Here is a 16,647-nt window from a genome sequence, read left to right as displayed (position 1 = left end):
TCGCGTCTTCTACAGCGCATTCACCGGAATCTTGAGATACGACACGCCGTTGCTCTCGGGCTCGGGCAGATGGCCGGCGCGCATGTTCACCTGAACGGACGGCAGGATCAGGACGGGCATCTCGAGCGTCGCATCGCGGGCCGTGCGCATTGCGACGAAGGCCTGCTCGGGCGTCCCTTCGCGGACGTGAATGTTGCGCTCGCGTTGGTCCGCTACGGAACTCTCGAACTGCACCGGGCGGCCGCCCGGCTGATAGTCGTGGCACATGTAGAGGCGGGTGTGCGCAGGCAGGCTGAGCACACGGCGGATCGAGCGGTACAGCGTGGCTGCGTCGCCGCCCGGAAAGTCGCAGCGGGCAGTGCCGTAGTCGGGCATGAAGAGCGTGTCGCCGACGAACGCCGCGTGGTCGTCGCCATCGCTCACCACGTAGGTCACGCACGCCGGCGTGTGGCCCGGCGTGTGCATCACGCGCACTAGCAGCCGTCCCACGCCGAAGGTTTCGCCGTCGGCAAAGAGGTGATCGAACTGCGAGCCGTTGGCGGCAAATTCACGACCGGCGTGGAAGAGCTGGCCGAACACCTGCTGGACGCACGTCACCTGCGCGCCGATCGCGATTCGCCCGCCGAGCCGTTCCCTGAGATACGGCGCGGCGGACAGGTGGTCCGCGTGCACATGCGTTTCCAGCAACCATTGCACGCTTGCGCCCAGCGCTTCGACGCGCGCGGCGAGGCGGTCGGCGGACCCGGTTCGGGTGCGTCCTGATTTCGGGTCGTAATCGAGCACGCTGTCGATCAGCGCGCATTGCCGGGTGTGCGGATCCAGCAGCAGATAGCTGATGGTCCACGTGGCGGGATCGAAGAATCCTTCGACGACAAACTGGTTGGCGGTCATGGCGGTCGTTCCTCTTGTCGGACGGGGCGTCCAGCAGCATTCGGGAGCGACTTGAATCAAGTATCGTGCCAGTCGGGGCGGCGTCTCGCGCCGCGTTGTTAAATCCATGATCTATATCGGCTTTCAGGCTCTGCACGGCGTTGTGCACGAACCTGCGCGGACGGGAACCGCCGGCGGCTGACTGCCACCGACTGCCATATGGCAGTCGGTGGCGGAGTTGGCAGTTGCCGCGTATAGTGCTCGTTCTTCGACGTATTTCCGGTCCGCCACCATGATCCTGCCCGAGCCCGCATCCTCGCCAGCCGCCTCGCCTGATGCGACGGCCGCGCTGCCAGACGCGCCCGAGATCACCGCGCTCGTCTCCTATCTGGAATACGACCCGCAGCCGTCCATCGTGCTCGACCCGCACTATCGGATCCTTGCGGCGAACACCGCATACCGGAGGCAGTTCGGTGTCGCGGGGCAGCCGCACGTGGGCCGCCGCTGCTACCAGGTGTCGCACCACTACGACGTACCGTGCGACCAGGCCGGCGAGCATTGCCCGATGAAGCGGGCCTCCGAAATCCGCAGCGCGGACCGTGTGCTGCATATCCATCACACGCCGCGCGGACCCGAGCATGTGGATGTGGAACTGCGCCCCATCTTCGACGCCCGGCGCGAGATCGTCGCATATGTCGAGCGGCTCTCGACGGTGCGTGGTGCGTCCGCGCGGCCAAGCGTGGACGGGCTGGTCGGCCGCTCACCCGCATTCAACGAGGCGATTTCGGCATTGCAGCGGGTTGCGCCGTCGATGTTGCCGGTGCTGCTGCTCGGCGAGTCGGGCACCGGCAAGGAACTGTTCGCCCAGGCGCTGCACGAGGCAAGCGATCGGGCACAACGGCCGTTCGTCGTGGTCGACTGCTCCGGCATCACGGAGACGTTGTTCGAGAGCGAATTGTTCGGCTACGAGAAAGGCTCGTTCACAGGTGCTTCGAGCCGCAAGCCGGGACTCGTCGAGACGGCGCAAGGCGGGACTCTCTTTCTCGACGAAATAGGCGACGTGCCGTTATCGATGCAGGTCAAGCTGCTGCGTCTCATCGAGACGGGATCGTTTCGGCGCGTCGGCAGCGTTGAGACGCAGCGCGCGGACTTCCGGCTCGTGGCTGCCACGCACAAGCCTCTCGAGCAGATGCTGGCGGCGGGGCAGTTCCGCTCGGACCTGTATTTCCGGATCAGCGCGTTCCCGATCCGCCTGCCCGCGCTGCGCGAGCGCGCCGACGATATTCCGCTGCTGGTGGATTCGACGTTGCAGCGCATCGCCTCGGGACGGAGCAGCGCGCCGCGCAAGACCTCGGTCGCAGCGGACGCGCTCGCACGACTGTGCGCCTATAGCTGGCCGGGCAACATTCGCGAGCTGCGCAACGTGCTCGAACGCGCGAGCCTGCTGGCGGACGATGGCGTGATCCGGCCGGAACACTTGCCCGATATGGTCAGGACCGACGTATCGCCGGCGAGCCGCGAGGCCGCATCCTTGCACCCATTCTTTCGCCCAAAAATTACGGATGCCGAACTGTCGCGGATAGCGGCGGGTTTTGTGGGGATGCGCAGGGATCTCGCCGCGCAACTCGGCATCAGCGAGCGCACACTGTACCGGCGGCTAAAGGCTCTTGGCGAAGATGATTCGCGAGGCGAGCGCTAAAAAACATCGCGGCGATGACTATGCGCAGCGACACAAGAAGCCCAGGTTGGCCGTTGCCCACGCGAACAATCCGGCGATGCGCATATGCCTCTCATTTCGGACGCGAAGCGCGCTACCAACACGGGCAACGCGAATCGCGTTAGCGCTTGGCGCGCATCCCGGCAAGCGAATCAAGCCTTGTCACGAAACCACAACCGCGGCCGCTTGCCTTGCCCCCAAACCTGAAAACTCAATTGCGCCGAGGGCGCTACCGGCGCGCTTTGCCAGAACGTAAATTCACTTCACGACTCCGCTGTACACGCAGTGGAGCTGGCAAACCCTTGATTTCGAATACACCAAGGCCGCCAACCCGATTGGCGCGAAGCTGATTTCACGTGTTCCCTTCAAGACATTCCCCGCCGACCTGTACGCGAACGGGCCGACGCGCGTCGTGCCGCTGGACCTGTCAGCCGAGCTGGGTTGTGACGCGCCGGCAACCGGACCGGGGTTGGTCGCGAACAAGAAGCCGCGATCTGGGCGGTCTATCCGAGGAAGAAGACGGTCTCGTCCAAGGTTCGGTCGTTCATCGACTTTCTCGCTGAGAAACCAGGCGAAATGCCGTACTGACAGACCGGACGACCCATCGGGATCGTCACCGGATAGCGCCCGCGAGCGCACTCACTCCTCGCATTTCACGTCGCGCTTTTGCACGACGATGATCACCGGGTACGTTCCCCGGTCGAGTTCGACGCGCGCGACCACGGCCATCGTAGTACTGTCGATGTCGTCGTACACGCTGACTTTTTCATTGCGAAGGCTTGTAATGCCGGTACAGCCCGACGCGCGTCCCTCGTCGGAGATCTTGCATTGGATCGGGTTGTCGGCGAGGAAGCGATATCGGTCTCTGTCCGGCGTTGCCAGGTATTCGCGAAAGCTCTGCGGCGCTCCGCCAATGCCGGTGACATACCCGATCGCGCAGTCCGGTTTGGGCGTGTCCGTGCCCGCGGGCGTTTGGGCGTTCGCCATCGCGCTCGCGGCCGCGATGCCGACCGCGAGTGTCGATGCAAGAAGGTATTTCATGGCGCGTGTCACGGTTGTCGGATCGAAGTGCTGGATTGTAAAGGCATCTCGTCCAATGCGCCGCCGTCCTCGCCGAAGGCAGGTCTAGCGGATTTCTGTGGCCACGCCTTGCAATTTCAGGAAGGCGCGGTAGCGCGCCTCGTGCAGTGCCGCGATCTTGCCGGCACCCGGCTCATAGGTCTTGCTGATCTGCGACATCCTCGCCATGGCCGAGCGCACGTCGTCGAACTGGCCGCCGGCCACGCCTGCGAGCATTGCGGCACCCAGCAGCACGGGCTCTTCCGCCTGGGTGGCGAGCACGGGCTTGCCGGTCGCATCGGCGAGCAGTTGCCGCACGAGATCGAGCCGCCCGGCGCCGCCGCTGATCACCACCCGCTCGATCGGCGCACCGGCGTTGGCCTGCGCTTCGATGATCTGCCGCAGCCCGTAGCCGATGCTGCAAACGCCGGCAATATAGAGCGCGACGAGGCTGTCCAGATCGTCTTCCATGCCAAGACCCGCAATCACGGCTCTGGCGTGCGGGTCGGCCAGCGGGGCACGGTTGCCCAGAAACTCCGGCACGACATGCAGACCGTTGGCCAGCAACACGGCGTCCGACAAACTGTCTGCCGCTTGCGCGGCGAGGGCGGCGAGCATCGCCGGCAATGACAAGCCTTCGCGCTGCGCGCGAAGCCGTGCATCGGCGGACGCGGGATGCATGGCGAGCAGTCGTTCGATGGCCGCGCCGGCAACGGATTGGCCGCCCTCGTTGAGCCAGGCATCGGGCACCATCGCCGAAAAATAAGGTCCCCACACGCCGGGCACGAAGACCGGGCTGCGGGTCGTGGTCATCGTGCACGACGAGGTGCCGAACACGTAGGCGAGGCAGGACTCGGCGTCACCGTCGGCGCCGACCGTGCCGATCCCTCCGGCGTGGGCATCGATCACGCCCGTCGCGACCGGCGTGCCGGTTCGCAGGCCGAGCTGCGCGGCGGCGTCCGCGCTCAGGCCGTTGCCGAGCGGCGTGCCCGCGTCGACGACCTTCTGACCGATGCGCGCAAAAGCCTCGTCCGCCAGCACGCCCAGTCCGACGCTGCGAAAGTAGCTTTCGTCCCAACGACGCTCGTGCGCGAGATAGGTCCACTTGCAGGTGACCGTGCAGGTCGATCGGGACAGGTCGCCGGTTGCGCGCCATGTGAGGAAGTCGGTCAGATCGAAGAACTGCCAGGCCGCCGCGAAGACGCCCGGCCTGTTTTCGAGGAGCCACAGCAGCTTGGGCGTCTCCATTTCCGGCGAGATCTTGCCGCCCACGTAGTTCAGCACTTCGTGACCCGTCGCGTTGATGCGCTCGGCCTGTGCGACGGCGCGGTGATCCATCCAGACGATGATGTCGCGCTCCGCCTGCTCCGACGGACCCACCGGTAACGGCTGGCCGCCCGCGCCGAGCACGACGAGCGAACAGGTGGCGTCGAAGCCGATGCCCGCAACCTGCTCGGGCAACACCGCGGCCTGTAACAGCGCTTCTTTTACGGAATCGCACACGGCCGTCCAGATTTCGCCGCTCGACTGTTCGACGATGGAACCGCTCGCATGGAACAGCGTGATGTCACGTTTGGCCGACCCGACCATGCGGCCGGCAAGGTCGAATATTCCAGCCCGGGCGCTGCCCGTGCCGACGTCCACGCCGATGACATAGCGCGCCTCGCGCGCGCTGCTGGTCGTGCTGTCGGTTGCGGCGGAGGTCGGGTTCTCTGAGGTCATGGCTGGCGGTCTGCTGACTATCGGGTTAGGGATGGCGTGTCGAGCGTTTCACAGATCGACGTTGTTGGGAAGGATCACGAGATCGCGAATGGTCACATTGCGTGGCCGCGTCAGCATGAAGAGTACGGCATCGGCAACTTCCCTGGGTTGCATCAGGCTGCCCGAGGCGAGCGCTTCATCCATCTTCGCTTTCGGCCAGTCGTCGAGCAGGGCCGTCACGACCGGACCGGGAGCCACCGCGCCGACCCGCACGCCATGTTTGGCGAGCTGGCGGCGCGTTGTGTGGACGAAGGCCTGCACCGCGAATTTGGACGCCGTGTAGATCGGCTCCCACACCACCGGCACGATCCCGGCGATGGAACTCGTAAAGATAATGTCGCCTGATTTCTGCGCGACCATGTGCGGCAGCACGGCGTGCACCGAGCGGAACGCGGCATTGACGTTCAGGTTCAGCACGCGATCCCACTCGTCCGGATTGCCGTCCAGCACGTCGCCGCCCACGTAGGCGCCGGCGTTGGCATGGAAGATGTCGAGCCCGCCGGCGAGCTGGAGGATCTCGGGCAGCAGCGCGGCAACCTGCGGCGGCTGCAGCAGATCCACGACCAGCGGCAGCGCGTTCGGCCCCAGTTCCTTGCAAAGTTGGTCGAGCCTGTCTTTTGCACGGTCGATCAGCACCACCTTCGCGCCTTCCGCGATCAGTGTGCGCGCGCACTCGAGCCCAATGCCCGACGCCGCACCCGTGATGGCGGCAACCTTTCCCTTGATGGATTCAGTCATTCGCTGTTCTCCTGGATTGCTGGAATTACGCGCGGCCATGCGAGACGCGGGACTGCCGGGCGAGCGAGTCGACGATCACCGCGATCGCCAGCACCGCGCCGGTGATCATGAAGCGCAGCGAGGACGACAGGTTCAACAGCGTCAGACCGCTGGCAATCGACTGGATGACGATGATGCCCAGCACCGCCGAATACGCGCTGCCACGGCCGCCGAACAGGCTCGTGCCGCCGATCACCGCCGCCGCGATGGCGTTCAGGTTCACGTCGCCACTGCCGGCCTGCTGACTGGCCGAGGCGAGCCGCGCCGCGGTCAGCACGCCGCCGAGCGCGGCAAGACTCGCGCACAGCACGAAGGCGCTGGTGTAGATGGCGCCGACCTTGATGCCGGCGCGTCGCGCGGCCTCGTGATTGCCGCCGACCGCGTGCATCGAGCGGCCCCAGCGGGTTCGCTTGAGCGCATAGTCCATCGCGACCGAGAGGCCGAGGAACACCCCGAACATCAGCGGGACGCCGCGCCCCCGGTTGAGGTAGGCCACCACGGCCTCCAGCAGGACCGTTATGGCGAGGGCGCGCACGAGCAGGCTGCCCACCGAGGGCGCGGAGAGCTGCGACGCACGGCGGCGCTCACGCGTGCGCAGCCCGAGCGCCAGCATCACCGCACCCGGCGCCAGCGCAAGGAGATACGAAATCACGGCGGGAATGATGATGAGTTGCCCGAGGTTCACGATCGCCGAGCCGTAGGGCAGATTGATCGATCCGGTGGCGCCGAGCACGTAGAGCTGCATGCCGAGGATCGCGAGCAGCCCGGCCAGGGTCGCGACGAAGCTCGGCATGCCGAGCCGGTTGAGCAGCAGCGCATACAACGCGCCGACCACCGCGCCGACGGCGATGGCGGCGGCGATGGCCAGCAGCACCGGCCAGCCGTGATTGACCCACAGCATGCCGACGAGCGCCGAAGCGAAGCCGCTCATCGAGCCCACCGAGAGGTCGATCTGTCCCACCATCAGCACGCAGACGATGCCGAGCGAGATCACGCCGACCGTCGAGCAGTCGAACAGCAGATTCACCAGATTGTCGGCGGAGAGGAACACCGGGTTCAGGCTGGTGAACACGGTCCAGATGATGATCAGGCCCGCCACGACCGGCAGCGATCCGAGATCGCCCGAGCGCACCCGTTCGACGAATTCGCTAACGGTGCCGCCGATGCCGGTGGCGTGCTTCACGCGGATATCGCTGCGATCGAGCAGCGTGGACGGTTGCGGCTCGCCTTGCGGCTCAGGCTGCGGGGCGCCTTGCATTTGATTGCTCATGATGGTTCCTTGGTTCAGGCGCCCAGCTCGGTCTGGCGCCGGCCGGCGCGGCGCGACACGGCGTTTTCGGTCGCGCCGGTGATCGCCGCCACCAGTTCCTGATTCGACGAGTCGGGATAGAAGACGCCGTTGTTGCGGCCGAGCCGCAGCACCACGATGCGGTCCGCCACCGCGCGGACGTCCTCCATGTTGTGGCTGATCATGATGACGGCGTGGCCGCGGTCGCGTACGCGCTCGATCAGGTTCAGCACCTCGGCGGTCTGGGCCACGCCGAGCGCGGCCGTCGGTTCGTCGAGCATGATCAGCTTCGGGTCCAGCAGCAACGAACGCGCGATCGCCACGGTCTGCCGCTGCCCGCCCGACAGCGAGGCGACCACGTCGCGTACGCTGGGAATGCGCGCCGACAGCTCGTTCAGCAGCGTCCAGGCCTTCACCTCCATGGCCACTTCGTCGAGGCGCAGCGGATTCAGTTCGCGGCCGAGATAGATGTTCGCGACGACATCGAGGTTTTCGCACAGCGCGAGATCCTGGAACACCGTGGCGATGCCCAGATCGAGCGCCGCGCCCGGATCGGCCAGCGTGACTTCCTTGCCGCCGAAGGTGATGGTGCCGCTGCTGGGCTGGTGGACCCCGGCAAGCACCTTCACCAGGGTGGATTTTCCGGCGCCGTTGTCGCCCACCAGGGCGACCACTTCACCGGCATGCACGTCGAGCTCGATGTCCGTCAGGGCCGAGACCGCGCCGAAGTGCTTCGAGACGCCGCGCAGGCTCAGCACCAGTTCGCCGCGCCTGGACTGTGTTGTGGCGAGATCAGTCATGGGACGGATACCTCATAAAGCGTTGCGGGACCCGGCACGCGCCGGGTCCGTCCAGGGCCTGCGCCGGAATTGGGCCGGAAGTGCGCCGGATCAGTACGTGATGCCGAGCTTCTTGCATCCTTCGGCGTAGCGGTCGGTGCACAGATCCTTGCCGCTCGCGAACCCCTTGTCGACGACTTCCGCCTTGAGGTTCTTCGCCGTGATGACCGCCGGCTTGAAGAGCTGCGTCGGCGTGTTGAAGAGCGTCGTTTCACCCTTCGGCGTCTGGCCGGACAGGAAGCCGACCGCGACCTTGGCCGCCGCCGCTGCGACGACCTCGCTCGGCTTCAGGATCGTGTTGTATTCGTCGCCCGCGATGATCAGCTGCAACCCCGCGATCGTCGCGTCGTTGCCGGTGACCGGCGGCACCGGATTGACGCCGGCTGCCTTGAACGCGGCGACGGCTCCGCCGCCCGTGCCGTCGTTGGCGGCCACCACACCGACGATCTGCGACCCGAAGCGGGTGATCTGTCCGCTGACCCACTGCTGGGCCTTCGGCGGGGCCCAGTCCGGCGTGTCGTACTCGGCCAGCGTCTTGTAGCCGCTGCCCTGCAAGCCGGCGTGGATGCCCTTCTTGATCAGTCCCGCCGCCGCGTCGGTCGGCGAGCCGTTGACTTCGAGCACGCCGCCCTTGGTGGTCGGCACGCCCGAGTCCTTCAGATGCTGGACGAGCGACTGCGCGATCGCCTTGCCGATGCCTTCGTTGTCGAACGACACGTAGTAGTTGGCGGGCGTCGAAGGGACCGGCCGGTCGTACGCGATGACCTTGATGCCCTGGCTTTGCGCCATATGAACCAGCGATGCCGCGGCCGTCGAGTCCACCGGGTCGAGCACGATCACCTTGGCGCCCTGCGCGATCACCGAGTTGAACTGCTGCTGCTGTGTCGCGACGTCGGCATTGGCGTTCTGGTAGAGCACCTTGCAGTCGGGGCAGAGCTTGCTCATTTCGGTCTTGAAGCCGGGGAAGTCGTGCTGTTCGTAGCGCGTCGAGGCCTGGTCGGGCATCAGGAAGGCGACCGTGCCGCTGGGCGCGGCCCATGCGGCCGTGCCGCTCAGCAAGCTCAGGCTCAGGGCGCTGGCGCCGAGGAGTTGGTTCGAAAATCTGGTCATCGCATGTCTCCGTTTTTTGAAAAATTCCGGCGCAACTGCTGCCGTGTTTGGGCCTGGGTGAGCCTTCTTGTGAAGTTCGTTAGTTTTCCGCTGCTGCGCGGATCAGCGCCAGTCATGCTGCGGCGCTGTGACGGCGCGGCGATCGATCACGCGATGCCGGCGCCGACCATACGCTCGCCGAACGCCTGCGAGGCGGCCGCGGCAGCGGACGATTCAGTCGCGCTCGCCGCATTGAGTCGCTGAAAAGCCCGCCATCGGGAGGGCGACATGTTTTTGAGCAACAGGAACTGACGGTTGAAGTTCGAGAGGTTGTTGAAGCCGACCTGGTAGCAGATATCGGTGATATTCAGCTCGCCTGACATCAATAGTTGACACGCGAGATTGATGCGCAGCCGGTTCACGTACTGCACGAAGGACACGCCGGTGTGGCGGCGGAAAAATCGCGAGAAGGCGCTGACGCTCTGTCCGGCGAGTTCGGCCACATCCGCTTCCCGTAATGCTTGCGACAGGTTTTTGCCGATATACGAAAGCACGTGATTGACGGGCGTCTCGGCGTAGCGTGCCGGGTCGGCACGATAAGCGGCGCTCGCCAGCTTGATGGGCGCTGCGCTTTGCACGAGCAGGTCGAACAACGCGAGAAACAGCGTGATACGCCGCATGCCTTGCGCACGCAACAGTTCGCGCATGATGGGTTCGGCGGCGGCGCCCGTTTCCGGTGAGAACAGCACGCCCCAACGCGAAGCATCGAGCAGCGGCTCCGCTCGCCTGAGTTCAGGTAGCGCCTGGATGGCGCGCGCGATGAATGCGACATCGAACTGCAGGATCAGACAGCGTTCATCCACGCGATCGCCGCGCGGCACATGACTGACCCAGTTGTGCGGCAGATTCGAGCCCACCATCACGAGGTTGCCGGGCGCGAAGTTGCCGATGTAGTCGCCGACGAAGTATTTGCCCGTGGTCGACGTGACCAGCTGAATTTCATACTCGGGATGGAAGTGCCAGCGCACCGTGCGATAGGGATAACCGTGCGACCAGACCTTGAACGACTCGTCGCGCGGCACGGCGACCAGTTCCAGATCCGGCGGGACGATTTTGGCGCAGCGGGCGTCCGCATGCGCGGCGGCACCCTGGGCGGTGTGCATCTTGTCTTCCTCCTGAGCCGGTCTTGTTCTTGTCGCGCGTCGTTCGCGCACAACGTATTGCACCGGGCTATGGGAGAAAGTTAGTCCTGCTGGAGCGATACCGCCACTGAAAATCGAGCCGCAAACTGATACTTAATTGCATTCGGGTAAGTCCGTACGGGGACGCCGCAGGGGAGAACGACGCACAGGCGCGCGACGTGCCGCTGGCCGGCGCGAGGGCTCGCGCCGGCGAACATCCGCAATGGAATCAGAAGCTTACGAACGCGTGCACGAGCCGGTTGAAGGCCCCGGCATTCGAGACATTCATGCCGTGCGACGCGCCGGCGATGGTTTGCCGCTCCGCATAGCCGATCCACTCGGCGAGCTTTTCGACGTTATTGCGAAACATGCGCGGGCTGCGCTGGCCGTCGATCAGCAAGGTCCGGCATTTCACGTCGCGTGCCACCTCGTGGGAATAGGCGGGCAGGGGATCGCGGAACTGCTTGGGCAGCGTGTCCGCATTGTCGATCGCCATGGTGCGGAAGGCGGCCGGACTCTTGCGCCACGAGCCGGGCGCGCTCACCGAGTCGACGAAAAGCTCCAGCCCGGCGTCGATTTCCCGGTTCTCGATCAGCTCGGCGACGCGCGCGCGCAGCACATTGGTCGCGGGCGGCAGCGACGCGTCCGCCATGCCCTCCATCTGCAGCGGGCCGCCCGGGTCCGCGAGCGTCAGCGTCTTCACGAGCCGCGGATATTCCCGCGCGACATGGAACGCCACGCAGCCGCCGCGCGAATGGCCGACCAGATGGACGGGCGCAAGGCCGATTGCCTCGATGAACTCGGCCAGTTCGGCGACATGCGTCTGCCAGCCGAACTCGCCCTGAATGCACGCCTCGTTTGCCGGCCAGTAGTGGCTCAGGCTCACCGAGATGCAACGGAAATGCTGCGACAGCGCCGCGGTCTGCGCGCTCCAGTAGCGATAGTCGCAAAGCGAGCCATGCACGAACACGAGCGGTTCACCCTCTCCGCACTCGACATACGGCACGCAGATGCCGGATGCGATGGTCGCAAACGACAATTCCGGCACGGCAAGCACTGAGAAATCGGTACGGGCGTTCATTGACTGGCTCCTTTGCGGCCACTATGCCCGATGTCGCTACCTTAGAAAATCGCGTAATATTGATCGAATCTATCTACTTTTCTGATACCAGACCTTTGAAAGCGCTCGACCTGGACGTGATGACCATGATCGTGGCCGTCGCCGACACCGGCAACATCAGCCGGGCGGCGGAAGTCGTGCATCGCTCGCAATCGGCGGTGAGCATGCAGATCAAGACGCTCGAGACCGCGCTCGGCAAGCCGCTGTTCGTGCGCAAGCCGAGGAATGTGGTCCCGACGCAGGACGGCGAAGTGCTGCTGACCTACGCCCGGCGCATGCTCGCATTGCGCGACGAGGCCTGGGCGGCGGTGGTGCGGCCGGACGTGACCGGGCGCGTGAGTATCGGTGTGCCGGACGACTACGCGTCGTCGCTGTTGCCGCCGATCCTGAAGAAGTTTTCCGCGACCTATCCGAAGGTGGAGATTCAGGTGGTCGGTCTGCCGAGCGTCGCCTTGGCGCCGATGGTGAAAGACGGTTCGGTCGATCTCGTGTGCGCGACACGAGTCAAGGGCTTGTCCGGCGAGTTCATCCGGCTCGAACCGATGGAATGGGCGGCGGCGCCGAGCGCCGATGAAATCTGGCGCGAAAGGCCGCTGCCGATCGCCGTGTTTCTGCCGGGCAGCGTCGCGCGGGAGAATGCCATTCGGAGCCTCGAGCGGGCGAAGATTCCCTATCGGACCTCGTACGAGAGTCCGAGTCTGCTGGGGCTGCTGTCGATGGCCGAAGCGGGGCTGGCCATTGTCCCGCTCGCGCGATGCGCGGTCCCGGCGCACTTCACGCTCCTCGGGCGCACGCATGGATTGCCCGAGATCCAGGCGCTCGAAATGGTGTTGGCGCGCAGCACCGCGTCGAAGCGCCCGCCGTGCGACTTTCTGGCGGAGAAGATCGTCTCGGAGTTAAGGCGCTAGGTTTTCTGGCGGCTTACCGCGCGGTCCGGGTCACGTGCTGATTTCAGCGGCTTTGAGCGCGGCTCTCGCCTGGGCTTCGTCGTTCCGATCGAACATGCCGATGAAAACGATCTGCGACTGCGCGCCGCTCCGGGCAGAGGACGCGCTGATCATCACGCGGTTGCCGACCACGTGCAATTCATGCGACGCGCCGTCGCTCTCCAGCCGGACAAAACCCTTTGCGCGCAACAGTTTTGCCGAGACGCTTTGCAGCGCTTCCTTGAGTTTCTTGCGGCTCAGCCGTGCGTCGGTGGCGATCGAAAAGCTGCCGAGCTCGCGCGGCGTGTGAGAGACGGACGGCGTTAGTGCGCCGGTATCGCGCGCGGGCATCACATGCCTGTCGAAGATCAGATCGAGCGGCGCGGCCGCATGCGTCGCCTGCACGATGATCCGGCTGCGCGCCAGCGCTTCGACGCGCGCGACGAGCGCTTCGCGCGACGGTTCGCTGAACAGGTCCATCTTGTTCAGCACGATGGCGCTAGCGCCTTCGATCTGCCGCCGCGCAATGTCGCCGACATAGGGATCGGCCAGCGTTGACTCGACACGCTCCGCGTCCACGAGCACCACGATGCCGTCGAGCCGAAACGCGCGATCCAGCAAGCCGATCTGCGCGATGCGCACCGGGTCGGACACGCCGCTCGCCTCGATGATCAGCAGATCCGGCGCATCGGGGCGCGCACTCACGGCGAGCAGCGCCTCGACCAGCCGGCCGCCGATCGAACAGCAGACGCAGCCGTTCTCCAGGTTGATCACGTCGTCGGTGCGCTGGCGAATCAGCGATGCATCGATATTGATCGAGCCGAAGTCGTTGACGAGCACGGTGATGCGCCGCGATCCGGCGTGGCTCAGGACATGGTTGAGCAGGGTCGTCTTGCCGGCGCCGAGATAGCCGCCGATGACGACGAGCGGAATCGCACTCATCCGGCCGGCGCCTGGAAGACCCGGCCGCCGAGCACCGTGCCCCACACTTCCAGGTCCTTCAAACACTGCGGCGCGACTTCGGCCGGATCTTGCGCGAGCACCGCGAAGTCCGCGAATTTGCCGACTTCGATACTGCCCACCAGATGGTCCATTTTCAGCGTGTACGCAGCGCCGAGCGTGATGGCGCGCAATGCGTCGGCAACCGGCACGCGTTCGTTCTCACCGAGCACGCGGCCCGACGCGGTTTCGCGCTGCGACGCGCACCACGCGGTGAAGAGCGGATTGAGCGGCGTGATGGGGGCGTCGGAATGAAAAGCGAACGGAATGCCCAGGCGGCGCGCGGATTCCACTGCGTTCATGCGATTCGCGCGGTCCGCACCCATGGTTTGCGTATAGTGCGCATCGCCCCAGTAGTAGATATGGTTCGAGAAGAAATTGATGCACAGGCCGAGGCTCTTTGCTCGCGCGAGTTGGCTCGCGTCGGCCATCTGGCAGTGCTGCAGCGTATGGCGATGATCGCGGCGCGGATGGCGCGCGAGAAGCCGCTCGAACGCATCGAGCACGAGTTCGGTCGCCTCGTTGCCGTTGGTGTGCACGTGAAGTTGCAGGCCTGCCTCGTGAAACGGCGTGAACACCTCGACGAACTGGCTCGGCGGAATCAGCCATAGCCCATTGGGCTTGCCGTTCAGATAGCCGGGCCATTTCAGGCGCGCCGTGAACCCCTGGATCGACCCGTCGACGATGAACTTGACGGGGCCGAAATGCAGCTTCGGCGTCGCGGTTTGCATCGCGGCGAGCACCTGTTGAGCGCCGCCTTCAGGACTGCGTTGGGGTGCGAACGCGGGCACGATCCGCACCGGAAACGCTTCATGCCCGGTGACGTCGCGCAGGTTGCGATTGCCCAGTTCGGAGAAGTCGTTGACCAGATCGGTAGCGGTCGTGACGCCGGCGAGTTGCGCAACCCGGCCGAAATTCCAGATGGCCTTCGCGCTTTCGCTCGCGGCGATCGAAAGGCCGGCGCCGATCACGCGGTAGACCGGGAACATCGCCGCGAACTCCTGCAGCTCGCCGGTCGGCTGCCCGCTTTCGTCCTTGTCGATCCCGTCTATATCCGTTTCCGCGTCGATGCCCGCGAGCGACAACATCGCCGAATTGACGTTCATCAGATGGACGCTCGCATGCAGGATCACGATGGGCCGTTCGGCCGACACCGTGTCCAGTTCCCGCACGCTCAGACGGGTGGTGCCGAAGAAGATGGGATCGAAGCCCCAGGCGAGCAACGGGGCGTCGGGCGATGTCATTTCGGCCTGAGCGGCCCGCAGGCGCTCGATCACGGCGTCCAGCGTCGTCAGACCGGGCCAGCGCCGGCCGTCGGGACCGCGGCGGTCGTAGTAGCCGACATAGACGGCGTCCCACATCGCGCCTTCCATCAGATGGCAATGGCCTTCGACGAAGCCGGGCATCAATACCTTATCCGCGAAGGTATCGACGATGTCAGCGTCGCCCCATTGCTTTACGTCGTCGGCGCCGCCCACCGACAGGATCTTGCCGTCACGAATCGCCACATGCGTGGCATACGGCTGCATGGGATTCATCGTCACGATTTTCTTCGCAACGAACACTTGTGTCGCCGGGTGCCGCTCTTCTCGTCGGGTCATAAGGTGGTGATTGAAGTTCGTTCAACTCGGTTTCAGCTCAGCGCGTGCGCACGGCTCGGTTTTGCGGTGAGATTCACGGCGGTGAGTACCAGCAGGTTCACGCCGAGGCAGAGCAGTCCCAGATTGAAGCCGCCGAGATCGATCTGCAGCACGTAGAGAATGATCGCCAGCACCTGTCCGGTCAACATGCCGGACGCGATGGCGGCCGGCCGCACGCGCAGTCCGAACAGAACGACCATCACGCCGGGGAAGAATTGCGTCACGCCGTAATACGTGGTGTTGATCAGAGTGAGCATCAGGTTCGGGGTGAGCAGCGTCATCACGATCGACACCAGCAGGTACAGCACGATCACCACTTTCGCGCTGGTCTTCTGACGGGCCTCCGGCATGCCAGGCAAGAGATTGCGTGTGACGATGGGGCCGATCGCGAGGCAGATGCCGGCCAGCACGAGCAAGCCCGACAGCGACGCGCCGGCGGCGACCAGGCCGAGCAGCCAGCCCGGCAACAGCCGGATCGCGGCCGCGAAGAACGCCTCGTTGGGCGAGGCGAGATGCAGGTTCTGACTGATCGCATAGTACGACGCGACCACGAGAAACGGATACATCAGCATGTAAAGCGGCATCGCGACCTGAGTACGGCGGATCGTGTTGGCGCTTTTGGCGGTGAAGAAGTTTTGCACCGCGAACGGCATGACGTAGAAGCCGAGCGACTGGAACAGCATGGTGCTCATCGAAAAGGTCAGCTGGTGCGGATTCATCTGGTTGCTCACATGCAGGCTGGCTGCATGAAACACATCGGTGACACCCACTTCCATCGACACGGCCACGCCGGTCACGACGATCGCGACGACCATCAGGATATCCTTCAGCACGGCGATATAAGCCGATGCGCGCACGCCCGCGATGGCGATATAGGTGAACGCGAGCAGCGCCGAGATCAGGATCAGATAGAGCGGTTTGAAGTTCCAGCCGAGACCGTTCAACGCGGCGACGAGTCCGGTGAACTGCAACTGGCCCCACGGCAACAGAAAGACGATCGCGGAGCCCGCGACGATCAGTTCGAGCGAGCGGCTCTGAAAGTGGCCCTTGAACAGATCGGGCAGCGTGATCGCGTTATAGCGCTTGCCGGCTTGCCAGATCTTCGGGCCGATGAAATAGCCCACGGGATAGGCGAGCAGAATGTAACCGAGAAACCAGACGCCGTAGGTCGGCCCTTTTGCATAGATGCCGCCCGGAAAGCCGACCATCGTGCCGATGCTGTAGATCTCCCCGGCGGCGAGAAAGAAGACGAGGTAGGCGCCGAACTGCCGCGACGCCACGAAGAAATCATGCACGCTTTGCGGACCGCGACCCTTCTTCGAACGGATCGCGAGGTAAAGCGAGAAAGCGAGGAAGCCGAGAAAGACTGCGGTGGCCATCC

The 16,647-nt window shown here is 64.9% G+C and carries 14 protein-coding genes and 2 pseudogenes; 4 read left to right on the top strand and 12 right to left on the bottom strand.

From position 1 onward, the window contains the following. Nucleotides 1–9: 9 nt before the first annotated feature. The gene (locus tag CJU94_RS25970; protein WP_095421501.1) at nucleotides 10–891 is read right to left on the bottom strand and encodes an MBL fold metallo-hydrolase; all 882 of its coding nucleotides are present in this window, start codon (nucleotides 889–891) and stop codon (nucleotides 10–12) included. Nucleotides 892–1,162: 271 nt separating this feature from the next. Between CJU94_RS25970 and CJU94_RS25965 the strand changes: the two genes are divergently transcribed. The 3 genes and pseudogenes from CJU94_RS25965 to CJU94_RS42425 form a co-directional block, all read left to right on the top strand. Further along, nucleotides 1,163–2,569, top strand: coding sequence for a sigma-54 interaction domain-containing protein (locus tag CJU94_RS25965; RefSeq protein WP_095421500.1), 1,407 nt, complete (start codon nucleotides 1,163–1,165; stop codon nucleotides 2,567–2,569). Nucleotides 2,570–2,843: 274 nt separating this feature from the next. Continuing rightward, nucleotides 2,844–3,068, top strand: a pseudogene (locus tag CJU94_RS41890) (cupin); the annotation flags it as partial. Between the two features lie 5 nt (nucleotides 3,069–3,073). Further along, nucleotides 3,074–3,175: pseudogene (locus CJU94_RS42425) on the top strand (LysR family transcriptional regulator); the annotation flags it as partial. Between the two features lie 51 nt (nucleotides 3,176–3,226). Here CJU94_RS42425 and CJU94_RS25950 read toward each other — a convergent pair. The 8 genes from CJU94_RS25950 to CJU94_RS25915 form a co-directional block, all read right to left on the bottom strand. Next, nucleotides 3,227–3,628 carry a hypothetical protein gene (locus CJU94_RS25950; protein WP_095421499.1) on the bottom strand — a complete coding sequence of 134 codons (402 nt, stop codon included), beginning with the start codon at nucleotides 3,626–3,628 and terminating at the stop codon, nucleotides 3,227–3,229. Between the two features lie 84 nt (nucleotides 3,629–3,712). Then, nucleotides 3,713–5,368, bottom strand: coding sequence for an FGGY-family carbohydrate kinase (locus CJU94_RS25945; RefSeq protein ID WP_095421498.1), 1,656 nt, complete (start codon nucleotides 5,366–5,368; stop codon nucleotides 3,713–3,715). Nucleotides 5,369–5,416: 48 nt separating this feature from the next. Then, nucleotides 5,417–6,145, bottom strand: coding sequence for an SDR family oxidoreductase (locus CJU94_RS25940; protein WP_095421497.1), 729 nt, complete (start codon nucleotides 6,143–6,145; stop codon nucleotides 5,417–5,419). A 25-nt stretch (nucleotides 6,146–6,170) separates the two neighbouring features. Further along, entirely contained in the window at nucleotides 6,171–7,454 is a 1,284-nt protein-coding gene (locus CJU94_RS25935; protein ID WP_095421496.1) for a sugar ABC transporter permease, read from the bottom strand. A gap of 14 nt (nucleotides 7,455–7,468) precedes the next feature. Beyond that, nucleotides 7,469–8,272, bottom strand: coding sequence for an ATP-binding cassette domain-containing protein (locus CJU94_RS25930; protein WP_095421495.1), 804 nt, complete (start codon nucleotides 8,270–8,272; stop codon nucleotides 7,469–7,471). Between the two features lie 90 nt (nucleotides 8,273–8,362). Beyond that, nucleotides 8,363–9,421 carry an ABC transporter substrate-binding protein gene (locus tag CJU94_RS25925; RefSeq protein ID WP_095421494.1) on the bottom strand — a complete coding sequence of 353 codons (1,059 nt, stop codon included), beginning with the start codon at nucleotides 9,419–9,421 and terminating at the stop codon, nucleotides 8,363–8,365. 146 nt (nucleotides 9,422–9,567) lie between these two features. Beyond that, entirely contained in the window at nucleotides 9,568–10,563 is a 996-nt protein-coding gene (locus tag CJU94_RS25920; protein WP_095421493.1) for an AraC family transcriptional regulator, read from the bottom strand. Between the two features lie 247 nt (nucleotides 10,564–10,810). Next, nucleotides 10,811–11,662 (bottom strand): alpha/beta fold hydrolase, encoded by an 852-nt coding sequence (locus CJU94_RS25915; protein WP_095421492.1) that lies wholly within the window; start codon nucleotides 11,660–11,662, stop codon nucleotides 10,811–10,813. A gap of 125 nt (nucleotides 11,663–11,787) precedes the next feature. On the opposite strand from CJU94_RS25915, the gene CJU94_RS25910 reads away from it, so the two are divergent. Next, on the top strand, nucleotides 11,788–12,609 hold the full coding sequence (locus tag CJU94_RS25910) for a LysR substrate-binding domain-containing protein (protein ID WP_208645422.1): 822 nt from the start codon (nucleotides 11,788–11,790) through the stop codon (nucleotides 12,607–12,609). Nucleotides 12,610–12,639: 30 nt separating this feature from the next. Here the strand turns inward: CJU94_RS25910 and CJU94_RS25905 are convergent, their stop codons facing one another. From CJU94_RS25905 to CJU94_RS25895, 3 genes are read right to left on the bottom strand one after another with little or no spacing between them, the layout of a single operon-like run. After that, on the bottom strand, nucleotides 12,640–13,569 hold the full coding sequence (locus CJU94_RS25905; protein WP_095421491.1) for a CobW family GTP-binding protein: 930 nt from the start codon (nucleotides 13,567–13,569) through the stop codon (nucleotides 12,640–12,642). Continuing rightward, nucleotides 13,566–15,227, bottom strand: coding sequence for an amidohydrolase (locus CJU94_RS25900; RefSeq protein ID WP_095421490.1), 1,662 nt, complete (start codon nucleotides 15,225–15,227; stop codon nucleotides 13,566–13,568). The genes CJU94_RS25905 and CJU94_RS25900 overlap by 4 nt, the downstream gene beginning before the upstream one ends. 32 nt (nucleotides 15,228–15,259) lie before the next feature. Beyond that, nucleotides 15,260–16,645, bottom strand: a complete 1,386-nt coding sequence (locus CJU94_RS25895) for a sodium:solute symporter family protein (RefSeq protein WP_095421489.1) — start codon at nucleotides 16,643–16,645, stop codon at nucleotides 15,260–15,262. Between the last annotated feature and the right edge of the window lie 2 nt (nucleotides 16,646–16,647).

Origin of the sequence: Paraburkholderia aromaticivorans (assembly GCF_002278075.1) — a bacterium.
Taxonomy (GTDB): Bacteria; Pseudomonadota; Gammaproteobacteria; order Burkholderiales; family Burkholderiaceae; genus Paraburkholderia; species Paraburkholderia aromaticivorans.
This window is presented reverse-complemented; position numbering and strand designations above follow the sequence as displayed.